The organism is Streptomyces sp. NPDC031274 (genome assembly GCF_055570235.1).
In genome coordinates, this window is sequence record NZ_JBVIHP010000007.1 from 53,599 (window position 1) to 76,962 (window position 23,364).

The following is a 23,364-nucleotide window of genomic DNA, read 5'->3' on the forward strand; positions in this document are numbered from 1 at the left end:
TTAACGGTGTTAAATTGTCAAGGTGGCTACGACACCCCTGGACCGCACCCGCGTGGCGCGCACCGCCCTGAAGCTTCTGAACGAGACGGGCCTCGACGGCCTCTCCCTGCGTGCCATCGCCAAGGAGCTGGACGTCAAGGCACCCGCTCTGTACTGGCATTTCAAGGACAAGCAGGCGCTGCTCGACGAAATGGCGACGGAGATCATGCGCCGCATGAACGAGGAGCTTGAAGCGGGCGCGGCCCCTGACGCCGACTGGCGGAGCGCGCTCACCGCCGCACTGCGGGGTCTGCGGCGCCATCTCCTGATGTACCGCGACGGCGCGAAGGTCTACAGCGGCACGCACTTCACCGACCTGTCGTACGCCGCGCCCATGGAGGCCCACCTGCGCACGCTCATCGGCGGGGGTTTCACGCCGGGCGAAGCGGCCCGTGCTTGGTTCACGGCGTACAGCTACACGATCGGATACGTGACCGAGGAGCAGTCCATGGGCCCCGACCCCGCGAAGGGGGAAGGCGGGAGCTACGACCTGGCGGCCCGCGCGGAGCGCCTCGCCGCGTATCCCCTCGCGGCAGCGGCGGGCGGCGAGATGTTCCGTGACTTCGACGCCGGGTTCGAGAAGGGGCTCGCCGCGGTGATCGCCGGGATCGGGGCGACGATGCTGGAAACGTAGTCTTGGCCCATGAGCGAAGACCCGGGTGAGACCTTGGACCGGCTTGTCCAGGAACTGGCGGACGCGATAGGGGAGGCCGAGGTCGTCATGGGCGAGGCGATGGTCGTCGCCCGCGCGGTGGCGGGCGACGCCGAGGCCGGTACGGAGGCCGGTACCGGTACCGGCGGTGCTACTTCCGGTTCATGAGCCCGTTCCGGATCAGCGGCGTGAGCCGCTCCTCGACGAAACGGTTCAGCAGCCACGCCAGGGTCAGCATCGCCACGATCGTCAGACCGAAAGTCGCGTACGACGGAAGCCCGAGCCCCCGGTGCAGCGCGGTCACCGTCACCCAGCCCAGATGCTCGTGCACCAGGTAGAACGGGTACGTCAGGGCTCCCGCCACCGTCAGCCACTTCCAGTCGACCCGGTGCAGGGCGCCGAGCGCGATCAGCAGAACCGCGGCGAAGCCCGCCGTCACGACGGCGATGATGCCGAAGGACGTGCGGTAGGAGAAGAAGTCCGGGTTCGGGGCGTGCCAGAGGCGGTCCACCGCGTAGTGCTGGCCGATCAGCCAGCTCACCCCCACGATGCCCCAGGCCGTGAGGTCCTTGCGGTCGCGGTGGACGAGGTAGATGCCGATGCCGCCGATGAAGAAGGGGGCGTACTCGGGCATGAGGACGAGGTCGAGCAGCGGCTCGTTCGCGCCCTCCGCGATGGCCGCGGCGAGGGTCCACACCGCGCAGAACAGGATCACGCGGGCCCGGTTCGCGCCCGGCATGACGACGCAGAGCGCGAAGAGGGCGTAGAAGCGCAGCTCGGCCCAGAGCGTCCAGCAGACCCCCAACACCCGGTCCACACCGAGCGGTTGTTGCAGCATGGTCAGGTTCACCAGGGCGTCGCTGGGCGAGACCGCGTCGTACGCCACCACAGGAAGCGCGAAGACCGCCGTCACCAGGACGATCGCGGCCCAGTACGAGGGGAAGAGCCGCGAGACGCGCGAGGCGAAGAACGCGCGCAGCGGACGGCCCCAGCCGCTCATGCAGATCACGAAGCCGCTGATGACGAAGAAGATCTGCACGCCGAGGCAGCCGTACGCGAACCAGCTGTGCGCCGAGGGGAACTGGAGCCGCGGTGAGCTGCCCCAGGCCTCCGAGATCTCGCCGTCGCGGCCGCCGTAGTGGTAGGCCGCGACCATCAGGGCCGCGATGAGCCGCAGGCCGTCCAGGGCCCGGAGGCGGGGCCGCGCGCGCTTGGCGGCCGAAGCCGAAGCCGAAGCCGAAGCCGGATCAGGGGGCGAAGCCGAAGCCGGATCAGGGGTCGCGGTCGTGTGCGCGAGGGCGTTCGTGTCGTCCGGCCCCGGGGTGTGCTTCGGGAGCGTGGTTCCGGGAGAGGTCATCCGAGTGCGGTCCGCTTGATGGAGCGCTGGACCGAACGGGCGCGGCGCGCGACCCGGCGTACGGCCGCGTTGCGCGGGATGAACGCGAGCTGCGAGGGCAGCGCTCCGGGCAGGGCGAGGGCGGTGAGGCGGCGCCGCTTGAAGTAGCGCCAGGTGCGCGGGGTGAGGTGCGTCGAGAGGTACCGCTCGGCTGCCGTGCGCCGGCGCGGATAGATCTGCGGCTGCATGGCGAAGCCGACGGCGACGAGCAGCTCGCCCAGGTCGGCGACCGGCATGCCGGGGCGGCCCTCGGTGACCGCGGCCTTGTCGGCGAGGTCGGGAATCAGCGCGTCCACGATCGTGACCGGGACGCGGTTGCTGTTCTGGTAGGGCGCGAGGCGCTCCAGAAGGGGCTCCGTGCCGGTGCGGGCCACCGGCAGGTCGTAGAGCGCGGATGCGGTGAGCAGCGCGGTCGAGAAGCAGCCGACGACGAGCGCGGGGCGCATCCGCTGGTAGAGGACCTCGGCGAGGACCGGCGAGTCGAGGACGGTCAGCTCCACGCCGATCGCCTCCGCCTCTTTCTCGAGCATGCGCGACCAGCGTGCCGGGGCGGTCGGGTGCGGCTTGAACACCACGTGCGTATGGCCGAGTTCGGCGACGCCGCGCACCATGCGTACGTGCAGCTCCTCCTCTTCCTCGGCGGTCAGGATGCCGAGGGCGGAGAGGTACTGGCCGAGGAGCAGGGCGGGCTCGGCGATGTCCGGGATGTCGGTGTAGGTGTGATTGGTGCTGGTGCTGGTGCTGGTGCTGGCGCTGGCGCTGGCGGTCTCGGCGGGGTCGGCGAGACTGCCGAGCACCTTTACGAACGCCTCGGTCGGCACGATCTCCGGCTCGACGTCGAACTCGGTCAGGAGCAGCGGGGTGAGGCCCGGCACCAGGTCGAGGTGCAGCAGGCGGCGCACCCGCGTACCGACCAGCGGGTCGATCTTGTTGCGGGTCGGGCCGTAGCTCATCAGGCCGTCCGCGTAGACGTCCACGGGCGCGCCCGTGAAGATCTGCGTCAGGGCCAGGGCCGGATTGACCTGGATCGACTCGACGGCCAGTTCGATGTCGTCGTCACCGAGGTCCCACAGGAGCCGGATGTACCGCTCCCACATCGGGATGTCGTCCGCACGGGGAGCCCAACCGCCCGGATGAAAAGGGGAGATGGCCTCGTTCCAGGAACGTACGTCGTCGAAGCGGTCCCGAAGGCGCGCGAAGCCAGGCATCTCGTCCACGGAGACCGTCGTCTCCGGCGTCGCCGCGTTGTTGCTGACGAGCAGCAGCCGCCGGTCGGCGGGGCCGAAGCGGTCGGCGTCGATCGCGGCGGCGAGCGTCGCGGTGCCGTACAGCGTGGACGCGAGGAAGATCTGCGTCGTCGCCATTACGCGGCCACCTCCGCCGACACCGGGCGCCGACGCAGCCGGCGAAGGCGTGTCGCCCGCTGTATGTCCATGGAGTCGAGGGCGTCGTCGAGAACGCCCTGCGGCATCCGCTTCAGGGCGGCCGCGCTCAGTGACTTCAATTTCCGCGCCACTTGTGGCTCGAACCTTTCGATGGATCCCAGATGGTGGGAAATGATCGCGCAGTAAGTACGGACTGCCTTCGGCAGGAGTTTGTCGGCGTCGCGGTCCTCGGCGGTTTCACGCACCACCTGGTCGAATGCGCGGATGAAATCGAGCTGCCGCACGTCGCCGATCTGGGTGAGCGACGAAGCGACTCCGCGCCGGTAGAACACGCCGAGGTGGCCCACAGCGGCGAAGGATTCCGCCTCGCGGTGAAGGCGCCAGATCCAGGGCCGGTCCTCCGCGGTGCGCAGGCCGTCCGTGAAGTGCAGCAGGCCCCGGTCGGCGAGGCGCCGGTGGTAGATGCCGGCCCAGGCGTACGCGTAGTCGACGGACGTCGAGCGGTCGGCGGGCAGGATGACGTCACGCGGCGCCATGACGACATCGCGCCTGCCGTGCGGGACGCGGTGGATCGTGCGGGCGCGTGCTGTGCACTGCACATGATCGGTGCGTACGAAGTCGCAGCCCAGCTGCTCTATGGACTCGACGAGTCGCGCGTAGTAACCGGGGGCGAGCCAGTCGTCACCGTCCAGGAAGGTGAGGTACTCGCCGCGCGCCGCGTCAAGGCCGGTGTTGCGGGCGGTCGCCAGACCGCCGTTCGTCTCATGTCTGAGATGGACGGCGCCGGGCAGCTCGCGCGCGGCACGCTCCAGGATCTCTGGAGTCTCATCCTTCGAACAGTCGTCGACGAGAATGAATTCGAAGTCGTCGCGTGCGTTCGCTCGCAGACTCTTCAATGTGTCGGGCGCGTATTGCTGCACGTTGTAGAACGGCACGATGACGGAGAGCTTAACCACGTGGGTGACGTTAGGTGTCGGCCCGGCATTCGTCTTGGCCGAAGGTGAGATGTCAGGTGAACGAAGCATGGCGGAACGGTTAACCCGCCTGCTTACCGGCGGTTTCCCGGGCTGATTCGCCATTCGTCGGCGTGCTGTTAACCGTTTGTTGCACCTGAGTTGGGCCGCCAATCGAAATGCCTTCCTAGCGTCTTGGCTGTGCCAGCAAGCAACAGCGGGACGACACGGATCACCGTGCTCGCCGACTCAGACACCCGGTGGAAATGGGGTGCGCTCACCGCGAGCCGCCTCACGAGCCGCCTCACGGGTGAGGGGGCGGACCAGGGCGGGGGAGCGGTCCAGGGCGGGGGAGCGAACACGCGCCTCGACGGACGCCTTCTCCGAGGCCGGGCCACGCCCACCGTCCGCCAGCTCGAAGAGGTCGGTGTGCGCGCGGACTCGCTCCGCGAAGTCACCGCCGTCGAGTTCCTGCGCGAGGTGGAGCGCGAAGCACCCGACGTGATCGTGCTCGCCCTCGTGGGCGGCGCGGTCCAGGCGGTCCTTCACGGGCTCGCCCGGATGGCGGCGGACAGTCCCGGCAAGCGTCCCGTGATCGTCACCGGCTACGTAGGCGTCGTCTACGAGAAGCTCGCCGACGGCCTGCTGCTTCGCCACGGCGCGGACGTCGTCCTCGCCAACTCCCGTCAGGACGCGGAGCGTTTCCGCGCCGTGTACGAAGGAGTGGGCGCCGACGCGTCGAGTGTCGTGGAGAGCGCGCTGCCGTTCCTCGGCGGCGCGGCGTACCTCGAAAAGGACCAGAAGCACGACCCGTACACGGTCGTCTTCGCCGCGCAGCCCTCCGTGCCGGACAGCCGCGCACACCGCACGTACCTGCTGAGGCGCATGGTCGAGCACGCACGCCTGCACCCGGACCGCGAAGTCCTGATCAAGCTGCGCAGCAAGCCCGGCGAACACACCACGCACATCGAGGAACTGCCCTACCAGAAGCTCGCCAAGGCCGAGGAGCTGCCGCCCAACTGCCGTCTCGTGTACGGGAACATGGGCGAGGTCCTCGACCGCACCGACCTGCTCGTCACGGTCAGCTCCACCGCCGCGCTCGAATCCCTGCACCGCCGCATCCCCACCGCGGTCCTCACCGACCTCGGGGTGCGCGAGGCACTCGGCAACCACCACTTCATCGGCTCCGGATGCCTGGCGTCCTGGGACGAGATCGACGCGGGGTACAGCCCCGAGGCCGCTCCGGAGTGGGTCGCACGGCAGGGCGTCGCGCCGGACGGGGCGTACGAGACGGCGTTCGACGCGGCACGTGAGCGCGTCGCGAGCCTCCTCGCACGGCCCCAACTTCCCCCCATCGCCCCGTACTACAGCCTCACCACCGCCCCCGGATACCTCCCCGGCATCCTGGCCCGCCACCACCTCGGCCCGGACGGCGGCCCGCTGCCCGGCGCACCCGCGGCGGACCGCGAGCCGGGCCCGGTGCGCCAGGCGGTCCGCAGCGCGGCACGCGGCGCCTACCGGCACGGCGTGCAGCGCGTCGCGCCGGTGATCCGACGGATGGGCGAGCTGTGAACGGCGGGCCTGATGCGAACGGCGGGCGTGATGTGAGCCGTGAGCGTGATGCGAACCGCGGGCGTGATGTGAGCCGCGGGCGTGATGTGAGCCGTGAGCGTGATGTGAACCGCGTGCGTGATGCGAACAGCGGGCGGCCTGCGAGCAGCGGGCGAACCGCGATCCCCCACCCCTCTCAAGGAGCCCCCATGTCCCATCCCGCCCCAAGGAGCGCGCCCGACCACCGCGTCCTCGCCGTCATTCCGGCCCGCGGCGGCTCCAAGGGCGTGCCCGCCAAGAACCTCGCCCCGGTCGGCGGCGTGCCCCTGGTGGCGCGAGCCATCCGGGAGTGCCTGGCCGCGCGGCTCGTCACGGACGTCGTCGTCTCCACGGACGACCACGTGATCGCCGAGGCGGCGCGGGCGGCGGGCGCCGAAGTGGTGCTTCGCCCCGCGGCGATCGCGGGGGACACCGCGACCAGCGAGGCGGCGGTCCTGCACGCGATGGACGAGCACGAGACGCTGCACGGCAAGGCCGTCGACGTCGTCCTGCTCGTACAGTGCACCAGCCCCTTCATCGTCCGCGAGGACGTCGACGGCGTGGTCGGCTCGATCATCGAAGGCGGCGCGGACACGGCGCTGACCGTGGCGCCCTTCCACGGCTTCGTCTGGCGCGACGCCGACGACGAGCCCGCGGTCCTCGACGCGCGGCGCACCGGCGAGATGGGCGGCACCACGAAGGTCGCCAACTCGACGGCCACCGACGGCGGTTACGGCGTCAACCACGACAAGTCCTTCCGCCCGCGCCGCCAGGACCGCCCCCAGGACCTCCTGGAGACGGGCGCGGTCTACGCCATGGACGTGGCGGGCTTCCGCGAGCACAAGCACCGCTTCTTCGGCCGCACCGAGCTGGTCCGCACGGACCCGGCGCGCGTCCTGGAGATCGACGACCCGCACGACCTCGCTCGTGCGCGGGCGCTCGCGCCCCTCTTCGACTCCGGCCGGGCCGACGCCCTTCCGACCCGCGACGACATCGACGCGGTCGTACTCGACTTCGACGGCACCCAGACCGACGACAGGGTGCTGATCGACTCCGAAGGACGGGAGTTCGTCTCCGTACACCGCGGGGACGGCCTCGGCATCGCCGCCCTGCGCGATGCGGGCATCCCGCTGCTGATCCTGTCCACGGAGAAGAACCCGGTCGTCGCCGCGCGGGCCAGGAAGCTGAAGCTTCCCGTCCTGCACGGCATCGACCGCAAGGACCTCGCACTCAAGCAGTGGTGCGAGGAGCAGGGCATCGCTCCCGAGCGCGTGCTCTACGTCGGAAACGACGTCAATGACCTCCCGTGCTTCAGCCTCGTCGGCTGGCCCGTGGCGGTCGCGAGCGCCCACGACGTCGTACGCGGCGCCGCACGCGCGGTCACCGCTCTCCCCGGTGGTGACGGCGCGATCCGAGAGATCGCCGCATGGATCCTCGGCCCCTCCCTCAACAAGTAAGGAACGTTCCTGCCATGAGCTCTACGATCTCCAACTCCCGCCTGCGCACCTTTGGTTCGAAGACGGCCGGACCCGGTCAGCCCGTGTACATCACCGGTGAGATCGGCATCAACCACAACGGCGAGCTCGACAACGCCCTCGCGCTGATCGACGTGGCCGCCGACGCCGGCTGCGACGCGGTCAAGTTCCAGAAGCGCACCCCGGAGATCTGCACCCCGCGCGACCAGTGGGACATCGAGCGCGACACCCCCTGGGGCCGGATGACGTACATCGACTACCGCCACCGTGTGGAGTTCGGCGAGTCCGAGTACCAGGCCATCACCGAGCACTGCAAGAAGCGCGGCATCGACTGGTTCGCGTCGCCGTGGGACACCGAGGCCGTCGCCTTCCTGGAGAAGTTCGACCTCCCGGCCCACAAGGTCGCCTCGGCCTCGCTGACGGACGACGAGCTGCTCCGCGCCCTGCGCGCCACGGGCCGCACGGTCATCCTCTCCACGGGCATGTCGACCCCGAAGCAGATCCGCCACGCGGTCGAGGTGCTCGGCTCGGACAACATCCTGATGTGCCACGCCACGTCGACGTACCCGGCGCAGGCCGAGGAGCTCAACCTCCGCGTCATCAACACCCTCCAGGCCGAGTACCCCAACGTCCCGATCGGCTACTCCGGCCACGAGACGGGTCTGCAGACGACGCTGGCGGCTGTGGCGCTGGGCGCCACCTTCGTGGAGCGCCACATCACCCTGGACCGCGCCATGTGGGGCTCGGACCAGGCGGCGTCGGTGGAGCCCCAGGGGCTGACGAGGTTGGTGCGGGACATCCGCACCATCGAGGCCTCCCTCGGTGACGGCGTCAAGAAGGTCTACGAGTCGGAGCTCGGCCCGATGAAGAAGCTGCGCCGCGTCGCGGGCGTCGTCGCCGAGGCGGACGCTGCCGAGCGGGAGCCGGTTGCGGTCTGAGCGCGGGCTTAGCGCGGCTGAGCGCGGGCTGAGCGTTTGGGCCGGTTGCGGTTTGAGCGCGGGTTGAGCGCGGCCGAGCGCGGGCTGAGTGCGAGCCGGTCGCGGTTTGAGTGCGCTGATGCTCTTAACGGGACCTTTCACCGGGAGTCCCGTGGCTCCGGGGATCCTCGGGGCCCTTGGGACCCCCCCCACAAGGACAGGACACGGTCATACGACGATGAGCCCCCGACCCGGGCCGACGGCCCCCACCGATGCGGCGCCCACCACTCTGGCGTTCGTAGAGAGCCCTGTGCAGCTCCTCAACGTCCTTGAGTGGGCGCATTCGGCCGGGACGACAGGCCCGGCCGGGGGTCTCACCGTCGTCGTCCTCTCCCCGAACGACCCCATGACCCGGGGCCAGTTGCGCCGCATGGCCCAGCTGGCCCGCGACGAGGGCCTGAACGTCCGCTGGGAGGAGGCGCGCGGCGGCGCGGCTGCTCCCTTCCACACGATCGGCGGCCTGACGGGTGCGCTGCGTGCGGCGGACCGGATCGTGATCGGCGACCCGTTCTCACGCTACGTACAGCTGCTCCTGACGATCACACGGGCCCGCTCCCTCGTGGTCGTGGACGACGGCACGGCGACGATGGAGTTCGTGGCCCAACTGGCGGCGGGCGAGCGCTTGGTGCGCTGGCACCGGAGGGGCGGTCGGCCCGGTCTCCGGGACCTGGCCTTCGCTCCGGTCTCGGCGTCGGCCCGCCGCCGCCTGACGCCGGGCGGCAAGCGAACGGTGGAGATCTTCTCCTCGATGCCGATCGAATCGGCACCGGACGGGGTGCGGGTGACGGGCAACAGCTTCGCCTGGACGAGGGAGCGTTTCGGTCCGCCGCGCGTGTCGAAGGGTGCGGACCTGGTAGGCACCTCGCTCGTGGAAACGGGCGTGGTGGACCCGGACCGCTATGTGGAAGCGGTCCGTACGTTGTCCCGCGCCCACGGCGCCACACGCTACTTCGCCCACCGCCGCGAGAGCGCGGAGAAGCTGCACCGCCTGGCGGTGGAGACGGGCCTACAGGTGGTCCGCCCCGACCTCCCCCTCGAACTGATCGCCCGCCGGGGCCCGATCGGCCGCACGATCCTGAGCTTCCCCTCGACGGTGGTGCACACGCTGCCGTTGGCGTTGGCGGGCACGGAGGTGCGGGTCGCGGTGTGCGACATCGACCCGGCCTGGCTGACGGAGAACGCGTCCCCACGGGCGGAGGGCTTCTTGTCGGGCGTCACGGGCACGGCGCGGGATGTGCATCGGTTGGCGTCGGTGGCGTCGGTGGCGTCGGTGGCGTCGGTGGCGTCGGTGGCGTCGGTGGCGTCGGTGGCTTCGGCTGTTTCGAGTTCGGGTTCCGCGGCGCAGGGGGTCGCGGCTACGGCGTGACGAGCTGTGGTGGGCCGGTGTTGGTCAGGTTGCCGGGGCCGTCCGGTGGTCCGGAGTTTGGCGGTTACGGGCCGGGCGTCAAGGGCGCTCCTGCGTCGCGTCGGCTGCGCCGATGGCCCTTCGGGCCACCCTTGACTCCCGTCCCTCCACCGCGTGAGGGAAGACGACCGGACGGCCCAGGGGCGGGACTCTCGGGACGGCTATGCGGGGTCGTCGGTTTTGACGCCGGGTGCGGGCTGGTTCGTTGGGGGCGGCGGGGAGTGGGTGAGGTGCGCGGCTGGTTCGGGGAGGGGTGCGGGTCTCGTCAAGCGTCCGGCGGCCGGATCGTTGGGGGTGGCCGTGGAGGGGTGGTGGAGGGGCATTGGGGGAGTGGGTTGCAGGAAAGTCCCATCGGAGGCCTCTGAAACGGGGGCTGGGGTGGGACTTTCCTGCGATCCGCCTCGTGGTCCTCTAGGGGCGGTTGCTCTCGGCTCTGATGGCGCTGCCGTTAGGGGATGTCGATCAAGACTCGGCCCACCACGCCCTTTTCGAGGGCTGCGTGGGCGTCTGCGGTGTGTTCCAGTGTGAAGCGGTGCAGTGGCAGTCCTGCCTCCTCGCCCACCCGCAGCGCGCCCGCGTCCACTGCCGCCGTGACGTCGGTGAGCGCCTGCTGTTTCGCCGCGGACGGCACGGTGTAGACGAAGACGCTCTGCCAGCGCAGGTTCGATGACAGTGAGGTGAGTACGGGGATGGACAGGTGCTCGTTCTCGCCGCCCGAGTAGTACGCCACCACTGCACCCTGGGCGGCCACCGCGATGTCGAGAGCGGCGTTGGCGCCCGGTGCGACCTCCACGATGATGTCGACGCCCTTGGGCGCGAAGGCCCGGATCTCCGCGACCGTGTCTTGCGTGCGGTAGTCGATCACCAGGTGGGCACCCGCCGCGTGTGCCAGTGCGGCCTTGGCGGGGCTGCTGACCGTGGTGATCACGCGGGCTCCCGCCCAGCGGGCGAGTTGGACGGCCGCGTTGCCTACCGCGCCGGCGCCGCCCGCCACCAGTACGGTCGCGCCTTGCAGAGTGCCGGGCGCTAGTCGGCCCGGGCCGCCGTCGTGCACGGTCAGCGCGCGGTGGGCGGTCAGGGCCGGGATACCGAGGGCGGCGCCGAGTGCGAACGGGGCGTGGTCGGGCAGGGCGACGGCGTGCTGATCGGGGACGAGCGTGTACTGCTGTGCCGTTCCCCAGGGCCGCTCCCAGGCGGCCTCCCAGATCCACACCCGCTGCCCGACCCGCGCCGGGTCGACCTGCGGACCCACGGCATCGATCACTCCGGCCCCGTCCTGGTGGGGCACCTCCTCGCGCACACCCGGCGGCAGCTCCCGCCGGCGGCTGCGCCAGTCGGTCGGATTGACGCCGGAGACGTGCACACGGACCCGCACCTCACCGACTCCGGGCTCGGGCACCGGACGATCGACGAACTGAAGAACCTCAGGCCCACCGGCACCCGTCCGGACAATGGACTTCATCTCTCTCACGCCCACACTCACATTCGTTCCTCGGAGGCGTCCCCGGCTCAGGCGGTACCCTCCTTCGAACTATGGGCCGGAGCGCCGTATTCCGTCGGTTGGCGAGGGGGTGGGGTCGACGGCCGACTGTGCATGACCCCGCCCCTCCGTGGTACCTGTGGAGGATGTCCCGGAGTGCGTACGTCGCTGCGTACGCATATGACCAGTGCCTTATTGCCCGAAAAGGCGGAGAGTTTACCCACCTCAAGTGGCGCTTATGCGCCACGCGGCCACCTTTTCTTACCCTATCGGGCTGAACTTTTGTTGATCGTGGGTCAGTTGGCACATGGCTCGCCCTACCCTTCAGAGGGTGAACCAACTGATGTCACGAGATTCCGAGCGAGGGTCCGAGCGAGGGTCCGAGGTTGATCTGCCCGGGGAAGCAGCGGGGGACGCCCCCGGGGAAGCGGTACTTCCCGGTGTGCTCCCGGACGACTTGCGCAGCGAACTCGTCGCCTTCCGGCGCGACTTGCACATGCACCCCGAGCTCGGCAACCAGGAGTTCCGCACCACCGCGGCCCTCAAGGCCCGGCTCGAGCAGGCCGGTCTTGAGCCTCGTGTGCTCGACATCGGCACGGGGCTCGTCTGTGACATCGGCATCGAGCGGTGGGACGGCGTACGCCCCATGCTCGCCCTGCGCGCCGACATCGACGCGCTGCCCATCCCGGACACCAAGCTCGGCGTCCCGTACCGCTCCACCGTGCCCGATCGCGCTCACGCCTGCGGGCACGACGTACACACCACGGTGGTGCTCGGGGCCGGGCTCGTGCTCGCCGATCTCGCGAAGCAGGGGCAACTGCCCTGCCCCGTGCGGCTGATCTTCCAGCCCGCGGAGGAGGTCCTGCCCGGCGGTGCGCCCGACGCCATCGAGTCGGGGGTGCTCGACGGGGTCGGGCGCATCATCGGCGTGCACTGTGATCCTCGCGTGGACGCCGGGAAGATCGGGCTGCGGCACGGCGCCATCACCTCCGCCTGCGACCGGCTTGAGATCTCCCTCGACGGGGCAGGGGGCCATACCGCCCGCCCCCACCTCACCACCGACCTCGTCACGGCCGCCGCCAAGGTCGTCACCGAGGCCCCCGCCCTGGTCGCCCGGCGTATCGACGCCCGCTCGGGGCTCGCGGTGACCTGGGGACGTATCGAGTCCGGGCACACCTGCAACGTCATCCCGCAGCACGCCGAGCTCTCCGGCACCGTCCGCTGCCTGGACCTCACCGCCTGGCGGAAGGCGCCCGACCTGGTGCACGGCGCCGTCCAGGAGATCGCCGACCTGTACCGCGCCAAGTCCGTGGTGAATTACATCCGCGGCGTGCCGCCCGTCGTGAACGACCCTGAAGTCACTGACCTGTTGCGTGACTCCATGGAGCTGCGGCGCGGCACGCACTCCGTCGAGGACACCGAACAGAGCCTGGGTGGCGAGGACTTCTCCTGGTACCTGGAGCACGTGCCCGGAGCCATGGCCCGCCTCGGCGTCCGTACGCCCGGCGAGCGCACCGTCCGCGATCTGCATCAGGGCGACTTCGACGCGGACGAGTCGGCGATCACGGTGGGCGTCGAGCTCTTCACCGCCGCCGCTCTCCTCGACAGCACCCGGTGACCGGCGGGAAGCAGTAAGCACCGCTATCGGCCGGTTACGGCGGAACCGTTCACGCGGACGTAACCGGCCCTCGGCACGAATAGGTAACGGCAGTGCGAAACCCCGTTCCCCTCCCTTTCTACGCGCGTTACTGTGCGCCGAAATCAGGCCCGTCAAGGGTGCTTCGGGGAACGTAAGGGGTGCGTCCTATGCGTCTTCGTCAAGGATCTCGTGGAGCCCGGGGAACGAGGCTCTGCCAAGTGGCCGTGGCGGTGGCGTCCGTCGCCCTCGCGGCCTCCGCGTGCGGCAAGACCAGCAGCGAGGCCTCCTCGGACGATGAGGGCAAGGACAGCAAGTCCGGGGGCTCGTCGGAGTACGACGACAAGGGCATCGGCCTCGCGTACGACATCGGTGGCCAGGGCGACCAGTCGTTCAACGACGCCGCCTACGCCGGATACGCGAAGGCCCGCAAGGACTTCAAGATCGGCGGCGTGGACATGGAGCCGGGCGACGGCGAGTCCAGTGCCGACAAGGTGCAGCGCATCGAGCAGCTGGCCAAGCAGGGCTACAACCCGGTCGTCGGCGTCGGCTACATCTACGCTCCCGCGATCAAGGAGGTGGCCGCGAAGTTCCCCAAGACCACCTTCGGGATCATCGACGACAACACCGTGAAGGCGGACAACGTCGCCGACCTGGTCTTCCACGAGGAGCAGGGGTCGTATCTGGCGGGCGTCGCCGCGGCCAAGGTCACCAAGGCCGATCACGTCGGATTCATCGGCGGTGTGGACATCCCGCTCATCCACAAGTTCGAGGCGGGGTTCGTGCAGGGCGTCAAGTCCGTCGACCCCAAGATCAAGATCGAGAAGCAGTACCTGACCGAGAAGCCCGAGGACGGCGGCTTCTCCAGCCCCGACAAGGGGCAGAACGCGGCGAGCGGCCAGATCGAGTCGGGCGCCGACGTGCTGTACCACGCGGCGGGGCTCTCCGGGCAGGGCGTGATCCAGGAGGCCGGTTCCCAGAAGGTGTGGGCGATCGGCGTCGACTCCGACCAGTACAAGCAGAAGGCCCTGGCCAAGTACAAGGACTACATCCTCGGCTCGGCCCTCAAGGACGTCGGCGGGGCTGTGTACGACCTGACGAAGTCCGTCGTCAAGGGCAAGCCGATCACGGGCGAGCAGCGCTACGACCTGAAGTCGGGCCGGGTCGGGTTCGCCGACTCGAATCCGAAGTACACGGCGATGAAGGACGTGGTCGCCGCCGTGCAGAAGGCCGAGAAGGACATCGCCGACGGCAAGGTCGAGGTCAAGACCACTCCGTAGCCCGCGCCGACGGCCCGACGTACGCGGCACGTACGACAGGTGGGGCACCCCTTGCGTGAGGGGGGCCCCACACTGCGTACACGCTCGCGCAACCTCGCGGCCACAGCTCGATAACGGAGAGGACGGAAGGGTTCTTATGTCAGGTCTACGCGCGTTACGCTGCGGCGAAATCAGCGCCAGGTGAGGCGCTCGTACGTGCTTTTGCTTGCTTGTACATAAGGAGTTCCTCTCTATGCGCCGGGTTTCCCGAATTGCCGCAGCGGGTGTAGCGACCGCCGCACTCGCCGTCTCCGCCACCGCCTGCGGCGGCACCTCAAGCGACGCCGCCGGTTCCGGCGACGGCAAGAGCAAGGGCGTCGCCATCGCGTACGACGTCGGCGGCAAGGGCGACCAGTCCTTCAATGATGCCGCGACCGCCGGTATGGACAAGGCCGCCAAGGACCTGAAGATCGGCAAGAAGGCCGTCGAGCCGACGGACGGCGAGTCCGACGCCGACAAGGCCCAGCGCCTCACCGAGCTCGCCAAGCAGGGCTACAACCCGGTGATCGGCATCGGCTACGCCTACGCCCCCGCCGTGAAGGAAGTCGCCGCGAAGTTCCCGAAGGTCAACTTCGGCATCGTCGACGACGCCACCATCGAGGCGGACAACGTCTCCGACCTGGTCTTCAACGAGGAGCAGTCCTCGTACCTGGCGGGCGTCGCCGCCGCCAAGGCCACCAAGAGCAAGACCGTCGGCTTCATCGGCGGCGTGAACAACCCGCTGATCCGCAAGTTCGAGGCCGGCTTCGTCCAGGGCGTCAAGGCCACCGACAAGTCGGTCAAGATCAAGCGCCAGATGCTCACCGAGAAGGCCGAGGACGGCGGCTTCTCCAGCCCGGACAAGGGCAAGGAAGGCGCCAACGGCCAGATCGAGGACGGCGCCGACGTGGTCTACCACGCGGCGGGTCTCTCGGGGCAGGGCGTGATCGAGGCGGCCGCCGCCAAGAAGGTCTGGGCGATCGGCGTCGACTCCGACCAGTACGAGCAGAAGGCCCTGGCCAAGTACAAGAAGTACATCCTGACTTCGGCGACCAAGGACGTCGCCGGAGCGGTGTACAACCTGACGAAGTCGGTCCAGGATGACAAGGCCAAGGGCGGCGTGGTCCGTGCGGACCTGAAGTCCGGCGGCGTCGCGCTTGCCGACTCGAACCCCGAGTACAAGAAGATGAAGGACCTGCAGGCCGCCGTGGAGAAGGCCGAGCAGGACATCACCAGCGGCAAGACCAAGGTCAAGACCACGCTGTAACCGGTACCACGCTGTAACCGGGACTCGCTGTCACCAGTACTGCGCTGCAACAGCGAAGTCACAGCCGCGAAACGGGGTGTGGGGGACGATGGTTCCCCCGCGCCCCGTTCGCGCGGCCCACTGCTCAACTCCCGTCGAACCAGGGGCGCTACGCGCGTAGGTGGCCCCTTTCCTGAGGATTTCCGAGGAGAGTGCGCCATCGACGCGTCCACCAGCCCTCCGCCCACCGCACAGGCCGTTGCCGTTGAACTCACCGGCATCACCAAGCGCTTCCCGGGCGTCGTGGCCAACCATGACATTCGCCTGATCGTCCGCAAGGGCACCGTGCACGCCCTCGTCGGCGAGAACGGCGCGGGCAAGTCGACCCTGATGAAGATCCTCTACGGCATGCAGAAGCCGGACGAGGGCACCATCTCGGTCGACGGCGCCCAGGTGACCTTCGCAAGCCCCGCCGACGCCATCGCGCGCGGCATCGGCATGGTCCACCAGCACTTCATGCTCGCCGACCAGCTCACGGTCCTGGAGAACATCGTTCTCGGGAGCGAGAAGCTGCACGGCATCGGCGCCGCCGCCCGCCGCAAGATCGCGGAGATCTCCGACCGCTACGGCCTCGGGGTCCGCCCCGACGCCATGGTCGAGGACCTCGGCGTCGCCGACCGGCAGCGCGTGGAGATCCTCAAGGTCCTCTACCGCGGCGCCACCACGCTGATCCTGGACGAGCCCACCGCGGTCCTCGTGCCCCAGGAGGTCGACGCGCTCTTCGACAACCTGCGCGAGCTGAAGTCCGAGGGCCTGTCCGTCATCTTCATCTCCCACAAGCTGGGCGAAGTCCTCTCCGTGGCCGACGACATCACCGTCATCCGGCGCGGCACGACCGTCGGCACGGCGATCCCGTCCGAGACGACCCCGCGCCAGCTCGCCGAGCTGATGGTCGGCAGCGAGCTGCCCACCCCCGAGACGGCGGAGTCCACGGTCACCGACCGGGCGATGATCGAGGTCGACGCGCTCAGGCTGCTCGCCGACGGCGAGTCGGGCCGTGCCCTCCTCGATGACATCTCCTTCACGATCCACGAGGGCGAGGTGCTCGGCCTCGCGGGCGTCGAGGGCAACGGCCAGACCGAGCTGATCGACGCGCTCATCGGCCTCAAGCACGCCGACTCGGGCGTCATCCGCATGGCGGGCCAGGACATCACGGAGCTGGCCACGCGCCACCGCCGCGAGCAGGGCATCGGCTACATCCCCGAGGACCGCCACCGTCACGGCCTCCTCCTGGAGTCGCCGCTCTGGGAGAACCGCATCCTCGGTCACGTCACCGAGAAGCCCAACTCCCGCGGCAAGGGCGGCTTCTGGCTCGACCCCAAGGGCGCGCAGGCCGATACCCGGCGCATCGTCGAGGAGTACGACGTCCGTACCCCCGGCATCGACGTCACGGCCGCCTCCCTCTCCGGCGGCAACCAGCAGAAGCTGATCGTCGGCCGCGAGATGAGCCACAAGCCCCGCTTCCTGATCGCCGCCCACCCCACCCGCGGTGTGGACGTCGGCGCGCAGGCCCAGATCTGGGACCAGATCCGCGAGGCCCGTCGCGAAGGACTCGCCGTCCTGCTCATCTCGGCGGACCTGGACGAGCTGATCGGCCTCTCCGACACCCTCCGCGTGATCTACCGCGGACGGCTCGTCGCCGACGCCGACCCGGCCACCGTCACGCCGGAGGAGCTCGGTTCGGCGATGACGGGTGCGGCGTCCGGCCACCTCGAACACGTAGAAGAAGAACCCGAAGAGGGCTCTGCCGAGACCGAGACTTCGGAGGACGAGGCCCGATGAAGAAGTTCGACAAGGAGCGCCTGCTCCTCGCGGTGGCCGGACCGGTCATCGCCCTCGTCGTGGCCGTGGCGCTGACCTCGGTCGTGCTGCTCGCCTCGGGCAAGAACCCGATCGAGCCGTACACCCTGATGCTGGAGCAGATCAGCTACTCCGACATCCAGGTCCTGACCATCAACCAGGCCGGCATGTACTACCTGGCCGCGCTCGCGGTGGCCGTCGGCTTCCGCATGAACCTGTTCAACATCGGTGTGGACGGGCAGTACCGCCTCGCCGCGATGGCCACCGCCGTCGTCGGCGCGCACGTGGCGCTCCCCGCCGCGCTCCAGATCCCGCTCCTGATGCTGGTCGCCATGCTCACCGGCGCCTTCTGGGCGGGCATCGCGGGCATCCTCAAGACCACGCGCGGGGTCAGCGAGGTCGTCGCGACGATCATGCTCAACGCCATCGCGACGAGCGTCATCGGCTACATGACCCTCACCGAGAACTTCGGCGTCCCGGTCGGCAACAACCAGACCACCGGCGAGATGCACGAGTCCGGCTGGTTCCCCGGCATCAGCATGGGCGACTCCGGCGAGATCTACGGCTTCGTGATCATCGCCGCTCTCGCGGGCGTCCTGTACTGGCTGGTACTCAACCGCACCCGCTTCGGCTTCGACCTGCGTGCCACCGGCGCCTCCGAGTCGGCCGCCGCGGCCTCCGGTGTGAACGCCAAGCGCATGGTGCTCAGCGCGATGCTGATCTCCGGCGCGGTCGCGGGCCTCGCGGGCATGCCGATCCTGCTCGGCGACACCCACACCTACAGCCTCAGCTTCCCCGCGGGCCTCGGCTTCACGGGCATCGGCATCGCGCTGCTCGGCCGCAACAGCCCGGTCGGCATCGCGTTCGCCTCGCTGCTCTGGGCCTTCCTGGACAAGGCGTCACCCGCTCTCGACTACGCGACCCCGGTCGCGTACGACAAGGAGATCGCGGTGATCATGCAGGGTCTCATCGTGATCGCGGTCGTCGTCTCCTACGAGGCCGTACGCCGTTGGGGCCTGAGCCGTCAGCAGCGCCGCGTCGGTGAGGAACTGGCCGCCGCCCGCGACGACAGCAACGGCGACAACGGCAACAACGACACCGTGAAGGAGGTGGCTGCCCGATGAGCTCGGCAACCGTAGCCAAGCCCCTGGCCAAGCAGCCCGCGCCGGGCCGCCGCCGCATCTCGCTCCCCGTCCTCCTGCTGATCATCGCGGGTGTCCTCGTCCTGACCTCCGTGGTCCGGCTGATCACCGGCGCGGACGGCATCACCTCCACCGGGCAGATGTCCACCGCGCTGCGGCTCGCCGTGCCGATCGGCCTCGCGGGTCTGGGCGGTCTGTGGGCCGAGCGCGCGGGCGTGGTCAACATCGGCCTCGAAGGCATGCTCATCCTCGGCACCTGGTTCGGCGCGTTCGCCGGTTACCAGTGGGGCCCGTGGGTCGGCATCCTGTTCGGCCTGCTCGGCGGCGCGCTCGGCGGACTGCTTCACGCGATCGTCACGGTCACCTTCAACGTCAACCACATCGTCTCCGGTGTGGCCATCAACATCCTCGCCCTGGGCGTCACCCGCTACCTCTCCACCTTCGCCTTCGAGGGCAAGGAAGGCGGTACGTCGAAGCAGTCGCCGCCGGTCGAATCGCTTGGCAGCTTCTCCGTCCCCGGCCTCTCCGACTGGCTGCAGGACCTGAACGAGAAACACTGGTTCCTCGTCTCGGACATCGCGGGCCTGCTCGGCGGCCTGTTCACGGATCTCTCGCCGCTCACCGTCATCGCCGTCGCGATGGTGCCGCTGAGCTGGTGGGTCCTGTGGCGCACGTCGTTCGGTCTGCGCCTGCGCTCCTGCGGTGAGAACCCGGTCGCGGCCGAGTCCCTCGGCGTGAACGTCTACAAGTACAAGTACCTCGCCGTGGTCATCTCCGGCGCTCTCGCCGGGCTCGGCGGCGCGTTCCTCTCGCTGGTCGGCTCGAACATCTACCTGGAGGGCCAGACCGGCGGACGCGGCTACATCGGCCTCGCCGCGATGATCTTCGGCAACTGGATGCCGGGCGGACTCGCGCTCGGTGCGGGCCTCTTCGGTTACACCGACAGCCTGAAGCTCCGTGGCGGCGGCACGAACGTGCACGCGCTGCTCCTGCTGCTCGCGATCCTGCTGGTCATCGGCGCGGTCTACCTCGTATGGCGCAAGCGTTACGTCCCCGCGGCGATCATCGCGGCCGTCTCGGCGCTCATGTTCGCGTGGTACGGCTTGACCGACGAGGTTCCCAACCAGGTCGTCACCGCCACGCCGTACGTCGTTACGCTCCTTGTGCTCTCGCTCTCCGCCCAGCGGCTGCGCATGCCGAAGGCGGACGGCCAGCCCTATCGAAAGGGACAAGGAACGTGACCGAGACCGAGAGTGACCCCGAGTCCGAGTCCAAGTCCGAGAGCGAGACCGAGCCCGACTGGGACGCGCTGCGGGAGGCCGCACGCGAGGCCATGTCCCGTTCCTACGCTCCCTACTCGGGCTTCCCGGTCGGCGCCGCGGCCCTCGTGGACGACGGCCGCACGGTGTCGGGCTGCAACGTGGAGAACGCGTCGTACGGCCTCGGCCTGTGCGCCGAATGCGGCCTCGTCTCGCAGCTCCAGCTCACCGGGGGCGGCCGTCTGACGCACTTCACCTGCGTCGACGCCAAGGGCGAGATCCTGATGCCGTGCGGTCGCTGCCGCCAGCTGCTCTACGAGTTCGGGGGCGCGACGCTCCTTCTTGAGACGGCGGCCGGCATCCGGACACTGGGGGACATGCTCCCGGACCCGTTCGGCCCGGAGCACCTCAACTGACGCACGGCCCCTTCCTGTTGCTGTGCGACGGGGAGGGGCCGTCTTCATCCTGCGGCTCTATGCGCGTAGAGTCGCCTCACCGTTTTAAGGCGCAAAGAGGGGTTATGCCATGGACGTCATCTCCGTGATTCGTACGAAGCGGGACCGCGGCGAGCTGAGCGGCGAGCAGATCGACTGGGTCATCGACGCGTACACGCGCGGCGTGGTCGCCGACGAGCAGATGTCGGCCCTTGCCATGGCGATCCTGCTCAACGGCATGAACCGCGGCGAGATCGCCCGTTGGACGGCCGCGATGATCGCGAGCGGCGAGCGCATGGACTTCTCGTCCCTGTCCCGCCCCACGGCCGACAAGCACTCCACGGGCGGCGTCGGCGACAAGATCACGCTGCCGCTCGCCCCGCTGGTCGCCGCGTGCGGCGCCGCGGTTCCGCAACTGTCGGGCCGGGGTCTCGGTCACACGGGCGGCACCCTGGACAAGCTGGAGTCGATCCCGGGCTGGAAGGCTCTCCTCTCGAACGAGGAGATGCTGTCCGTCCTGGAGGGCGTCGGCTCGGTCATCTGCGCGGCGGGCGACGGCCTGGCCCCCGCGGACAAGAAGCTGTACGCGCTGCGGGACGTCACGGGCACGGTGGAGGCGATCCCCCTGATCGCCTCGTCCATCATGTCGAAGAAGATCGCCGAGGGCACGGGCTCGCTGGTCCTCGACGTGAAGGTGGGCACCGGCGCCTTCATGAAGAACATCGACGACGCCCGCGAACTGGCCTCCACCATGGTCGAGCTGGGCACCGACAGCGGCGTGCGTACGGTCGCGCTGCTCACCAACATGTCCACGCCGCTGGGCCTGACGGCGGGCAACGCGCTCGAAGTCCGCGAGTCGGTGGAGGTCCTCGCGGGCGGCGGCCCCTCCGACGTCGTCGAGCTGACCCTCGCGCTGGCCCGCGAGATGCTCGACGCGGCGGGACTGAAGGACGCCGACCCGGAGAAGGCCCTCGCGGACGGCTCGGCGATGGACGTGTGGCGCCGGATGATCTCCGCCCAGGGCGGCGACCCGGACGCGACCCTGCCGGTGGCCCGCGAGACGCACGTCGTCACGGCGCCGTCCTCCGGCGTCCTGACCCGCCTCGACGCGTACGACGTCGGCGTCGCCGCCTGGCGGCTCGGCGCGGGGCGTGCGCGCAAGGAGGACGTGGTCCAGGCGGGCGCGGGCGTCGAACTGCACGCCAAGCCGGGCGACTCCGTCGAGGCGGGCGCCCCGCTGCTGACCCTGCACACGGACACCCCGGACCGTTTCGCGTACGCGCTCCAGTCCCTTGAAGGGGCGTACGACGTCGCTCCCGCCGGGACGGATTTCTCGCCGGAGGCGATCGTGCTGGACCGGATCGGCTGACAGCTCGGGCGGGCCTGTGGGGTGCCGACTGCGTGTGCGTCGTGGTTGTTCGCGCAGTTCCTCGCGCCCCTTGCGGGGTCTGCCCTCATGGGCCGGCACTGTGCCCTTCCGTACCTGGTCCCCGCCCGCCCGTGCCGCGTATTCAGGGATGAGTCGCATCCTGCGCGGGAGGGGCAACCTTGCACGACCATGACCACGATCACGCCAAAGCCGCCGGTGCCGGGCCCGCCCGTGGCCCGGCCCGGCGGACCGCGGGTGCGGCGGCGCCCGGAGGGCTCATCGGCCTGCATCGCGACGCGGGGAACGCCGCTGTCGTCCAGATGCTGCGCCAGGCCGGCCACCCGCACGCGGGCGACGCGGGCGACGCACACCGGCACGGCGAACAGATCCACGTGCAGCGCTACGCGAGCGGCCAGGTCAAGAGCCTGGTCAGCGAGCAGGGCGAGGGCCCCTACTTCGAGTCGCAGTCATCGCAGGGCGCCCTGGTCCCGGACCCGGAGCAGATCTCGAAGCACTCGGTGGACCACCTCGGGGCCCGTACCCACGACCCGTTCCAGCAGGACGTGGCGGAGGAGACCGGCGTCGAGCCGGACCCGCCGCTCGGGCTGCCCCTGAGGGTCGCGGGCGACGGATCCCTCGCCGTGCACGACACCGCGCGCGAACCGAAGGAGTTCTACGCGACTCCGGGCGTCATCGAGGCGAGCAACGCGTCCCTGACGGACGTCGGCAGCAACTACACGCTGGCGGTCCGCGGAGCGCAGATCTCCGTGGAGAAACCGTCCGGCGACGGGTCCGTCGTCCTCAAGCGCGTACAGCCCCAGACGCGGGAGAACCCCAAGAACGCCGAGTCGGGCTTCGCGAACCTGCTGAAGTCCGAGTGCATCGACGTGGCCCGGGAGCTGATGGGCGGCGGCAGGCAGACGGACGTCGTCCTGACCGGGCGGGACGCCATGCCCTGGGAGGACAAGACCGTCGACAGCGTGGCCGACGGCCTCGCCGACCGCGCGGGCGCACCGCAGGGCGCCCCCACCCCCGAGCGCTACGGCGGCGCCCTGCGCGAGCACCCCGAAGAGATGGACGCCGCGGCAGCGGACCTCGGGGTGAACAAGGCCGCGGCCCCCGCGGTGGGCGAGGGCTATACGACCGTCTCCCTGGGGCAGAGCGCCAAGCTCGACTTCGCCGAGTCCGCCACCCCCGAGGCCAAGCCCCAGGACATCTGGGGCTTCCACTTCGCGGGCGTCGCGGCGCTCAGCGCGAACGGCGAGGACCGCGTCACCCTGGAGAACTACACCCGCACCGCCAACTCCGGCGACGCGCTGCAGGAACTGCTCCCCAAGCTGGTGGAGGAGTTCAAGACCAAGACCGCCATCCCTCTGCTCCGCTCCAAGGGCAAGCCCGCACCCGGGGGCTCCGAGATGGACCAGGTGAACAAGCTGCTCAAAGAACTCGCCGGAAGCGCCCAGCGCGGCACCGAGGAGTTCAGGCGGCTCTCGGAGGCGAAGAACGAGTGGAACAGCAAGTGGTTCTTCCGCATGTACGGGTCGGGAGCGGGCCAGTCGTTCCACGAGCAGCAGTACGACAGCGGGCAGGGTGACTTCGTGAACGCCCTGACCCTGCGCGTCCGCAAGCGGCCTCAGGCCTGACCGGGGCGGCTGACGGCGTACGGCGGCGCGGGGCGGCAGGCGGCGGTGCGGGGCGGCAGGCGGCGGTGCGGGGCGGCAGGCGGCGGCGCGGGGCGGCCGTACCGATGAGTTCCGGCCGTCCCACC

General features: G+C 69.7%; 19 protein-coding genes. 15 read left to right on the forward strand and 4 right to left on the reverse strand.

What is annotated here, in order from left to right; genetic code table 11:
• The first annotated feature begins 13 nt into the window (after nt 1-13).
• Both ACZ5CR_RS13730 and ACZ5CR_RS13735 read left to right on the forward strand, forming a co-directional pair.
• A complete protein-coding gene (locus ACZ5CR_RS13730; RefSeq protein WP_468857464.1) occupies nt 14-673 on the forward strand; it encodes a TetR/AcrR family transcriptional regulator C-terminal domain-containing protein in 660 nt (219 codons plus the stop codon).
• A gap of 9 nt (nt 674-682) precedes the next feature.
• The gene (locus ACZ5CR_RS13735; RefSeq protein ID WP_468857061.1) at nt 683-859 is read left to right on the forward strand and encodes a hypothetical protein; all 177 of its coding nucleotides are present in this window, start codon (nt 683-685) and stop codon (nt 857-859) included.
• On the opposite strand, the gene ACZ5CR_RS13740 is transcribed toward ACZ5CR_RS13735, so the two are convergent.
• The 3 genes from ACZ5CR_RS13740 to ACZ5CR_RS13750 are packed head-to-tail and all read right to left on the reverse strand — an operon-like array spanning nt 843 to nt 4,428.
• Nucleotides 843-2,048, reverse strand: a complete 1,206-nt coding sequence (locus ACZ5CR_RS13740; RefSeq protein ID WP_468857063.1) for an acyltransferase family protein — start codon at nt 2,046-2,048, stop codon at nt 843-845. The genes ACZ5CR_RS13735 and ACZ5CR_RS13740 overlap by 17 nt on opposite strands.
• Nucleotides 2,045-3,451, reverse strand: coding sequence for a polysialyltransferase family glycosyltransferase (locus tag ACZ5CR_RS13745; RefSeq protein ID WP_468857066.1), 1,407 nt, complete (start codon nt 3,449-3,451; stop codon nt 2,045-2,047). Before ACZ5CR_RS13745 ends, ACZ5CR_RS13740 begins: the two co-directional genes overlap by 4 nt.
• A complete protein-coding gene (locus ACZ5CR_RS13750) occupies nt 3,451-4,428 on the reverse strand; it encodes a glycosyltransferase family 2 protein (RefSeq protein ID WP_468857067.1) in 978 nt (325 codons plus the stop codon). Before ACZ5CR_RS13750 ends, ACZ5CR_RS13745 begins: the two co-directional genes overlap by 1 nt.
• Nucleotides 4,429-4,626: 198 nt before the next feature.
• Between ACZ5CR_RS13750 and ACZ5CR_RS13755 the strand changes: the two genes are divergently transcribed.
• The 4 genes from ACZ5CR_RS13755 (at nt 4,627) to ACZ5CR_RS13770 (ending at nt 9,833) form a co-directional block, all read left to right on the forward strand.
• Nucleotides 4,627-5,997, forward strand: a complete 1,371-nt coding sequence (locus ACZ5CR_RS13755; RefSeq protein ID WP_468857070.1) for a DUF6716 putative glycosyltransferase — start codon at nt 4,627-4,629, stop codon at nt 5,995-5,997.
• Nucleotides 5,998-6,185: 188 nt separating this feature from the next.
• The gene (locus ACZ5CR_RS13760) at nt 6,186-7,472 is read left to right on the forward strand and encodes a cytidylyltransferase domain-containing protein (RefSeq protein WP_468857071.1); all 1,287 of its coding nucleotides are present in this window, start codon (nt 6,186-6,188) and stop codon (nt 7,470-7,472) included.
• Between the two features lie 26 nt (nt 7,473-7,498).
• On the forward strand, nt 7,499-8,428 hold the full coding sequence (locus ACZ5CR_RS13765; protein ID WP_389904453.1) for an N-acetylneuraminate synthase family protein: 930 nt from the start codon (nt 7,499-7,501) through the stop codon (nt 8,426-8,428).
• A 217-nt stretch (nt 8,429-8,645) separates the two neighbouring features.
• A complete protein-coding gene (locus tag ACZ5CR_RS13770; protein WP_468857074.1) occupies nt 8,646-9,833 on the forward strand; it encodes a hypothetical protein in 1,188 nt (395 codons plus the stop codon).
• A 487-nt stretch (nt 9,834-10,320) separates the two neighbouring features.
• Here the strand turns inward: ACZ5CR_RS13770 and ACZ5CR_RS13775 are convergent, their stop codons facing one another.
• Nucleotides 10,321-11,271 (reverse strand): NADPH:quinone reductase, encoded by a 951-nt coding sequence (locus ACZ5CR_RS13775; RefSeq protein WP_468857077.1) that lies wholly within the window; start codon nt 11,269-11,271, stop codon nt 10,321-10,323.
• Between the two features lie 424 nt (nt 11,272-11,695).
• Between ACZ5CR_RS13775 and ACZ5CR_RS13780 the strand changes: the two genes are divergently transcribed.
• From ACZ5CR_RS13780 to ACZ5CR_RS13820, 9 genes are all read left to right on the forward strand, one after another.
• On the forward strand, nt 11,696-12,970 hold the full coding sequence (locus tag ACZ5CR_RS13780) for a M20 family metallopeptidase (RefSeq protein WP_468857079.1): 1,275 nt from the start codon (nt 11,696-11,698) through the stop codon (nt 12,968-12,970).
• 188 nt (nt 12,971-13,158) lie between these two features.
• Nucleotides 13,159-14,268, forward strand: a complete 1,110-nt coding sequence (locus tag ACZ5CR_RS13785) for a BMP family lipoprotein (protein ID WP_468857081.1) — start codon at nt 13,159-13,161, stop codon at nt 14,266-14,268.
• Between the two features lie 232 nt (nt 14,269-14,500).
• Nucleotides 14,501-15,553 carry a BMP family lipoprotein gene (locus ACZ5CR_RS13790; protein WP_468857083.1) on the forward strand — a complete coding sequence of 351 codons (1,053 nt, stop codon included), beginning with the start codon at nt 14,501-14,503 and terminating at the stop codon, nt 15,551-15,553.
• A 198-nt stretch (nt 15,554-15,751) separates the two neighbouring features.
• Nucleotides 15,752-17,374 (forward strand): ABC transporter ATP-binding protein, encoded by a 1,623-nt coding sequence (locus tag ACZ5CR_RS13795; RefSeq protein ID WP_468857466.1) that lies wholly within the window; start codon nt 15,752-15,754, stop codon nt 17,372-17,374.
• Nucleotides 17,371-18,516: an ABC transporter permease gene (locus ACZ5CR_RS13800; protein ID WP_468857085.1), complete on the forward strand. Its 1,146-nt coding sequence runs from the start codon at nt 17,371-17,373 to the stop codon at nt 18,514-18,516. The genes ACZ5CR_RS13795 and ACZ5CR_RS13800 overlap by 4 nt, the downstream gene beginning before the upstream one ends.
• Nucleotides 18,513-19,775: an ABC transporter permease gene (locus ACZ5CR_RS13805; protein WP_468857087.1), complete on the forward strand. Its 1,263-nt coding sequence runs from the start codon at nt 18,513-18,515 to the stop codon at nt 19,773-19,775. The genes ACZ5CR_RS13800 and ACZ5CR_RS13805 overlap by 4 nt, the downstream gene beginning before the upstream one ends.
• The gene (locus tag ACZ5CR_RS13810; protein ID WP_468857089.1) at nt 19,772-20,209 is read left to right on the forward strand and encodes a cytidine deaminase; all 438 of its coding nucleotides are present in this window, start codon (nt 19,772-19,774) and stop codon (nt 20,207-20,209) included. Before ACZ5CR_RS13805 ends, ACZ5CR_RS13810 begins: the two co-directional genes overlap by 4 nt.
• Before the next feature lie 109 nt (nt 20,210-20,318).
• Nucleotides 20,319-21,596, forward strand: coding sequence for a thymidine phosphorylase (locus ACZ5CR_RS13815; protein ID WP_468857092.1), 1,278 nt, complete (start codon nt 20,319-20,321; stop codon nt 21,594-21,596).
• 179 nt (nt 21,597-21,775) lie between these two features.
• Nucleotides 21,776-23,239, forward strand: coding sequence for a hypothetical protein (locus ACZ5CR_RS13820; RefSeq protein ID WP_468857093.1), 1,464 nt, complete (start codon nt 21,776-21,778; stop codon nt 23,237-23,239).
• The last annotated feature ends 125 nt before the right edge of the window (nt 23,240-23,364 follow it).

Excerpts from the sequence above, each read along its gene's own strand:
- ACZ5CR_RS13815 (WP_468857092.1), top strand. The coding sequence starts at position 20,319 with ATGGACGTCATCTCCGTGATTCGTACGAAGCGGGACCGCGGCGAGCTG.
- ACZ5CR_RS13790 (WP_468857083.1), top strand. The coding sequence starts at position 14,501 with ATGCGCCGGGTTTCCCGAATTGCCGCAGCGGGTGTAGCGACCGCCGCA.
- ACZ5CR_RS13735 (WP_468857061.1), top strand. The coding sequence starts at position 683 with ATGAGCGAAGACCCGGGTGAGACCTTGGACCGGCTTGTCCAGGAACTG.
- ACZ5CR_RS13760 (WP_468857071.1), top strand. The coding sequence starts at position 6,186 with ATGTCCCATCCCGCCCCAAGGAGCGCGCCCGACCACCGCGTCCTCGCC.
- ACZ5CR_RS13780 (WP_468857079.1), top strand. The coding sequence starts at position 11,696 with ATGTCACGAGATTCCGAGCGAGGGTCCGAGCGAGGGTCCGAGGTTGAT.
- ACZ5CR_RS13805 (WP_468857087.1), top strand. The coding sequence starts at position 18,513 with ATGAGCTCGGCAACCGTAGCCAAGCCCCTGGCCAAGCAGCCCGCGCCG.
- ACZ5CR_RS13785 (WP_468857081.1), top strand. The coding sequence starts at position 13,159 with ATGCGTCTTCGTCAAGGATCTCGTGGAGCCCGGGGAACGAGGCTCTGC.
- ACZ5CR_RS13740 (WP_468857063.1), bottom strand. The coding sequence starts at position 2,048 with ATGACCTCTCCCGGAACCACGCTCCCGAAGCACACCCCGGGGCCGGAC.
- ACZ5CR_RS13745 (WP_468857066.1), bottom strand. The coding sequence starts at position 3,451 with ATGGCGACGACGCAGATCTTCCTCGCGTCCACGCTGTACGGCACCGCG.
- ACZ5CR_RS13800 (WP_468857085.1), top strand. The coding sequence starts at position 17,371 with ATGAAGAAGTTCGACAAGGAGCGCCTGCTCCTCGCGGTGGCCGGACCG.
- ACZ5CR_RS13770 (WP_468857074.1), top strand. The coding sequence starts at position 8,646 with ATGAGCCCCCGACCCGGGCCGACGGCCCCCACCGATGCGGCGCCCACC.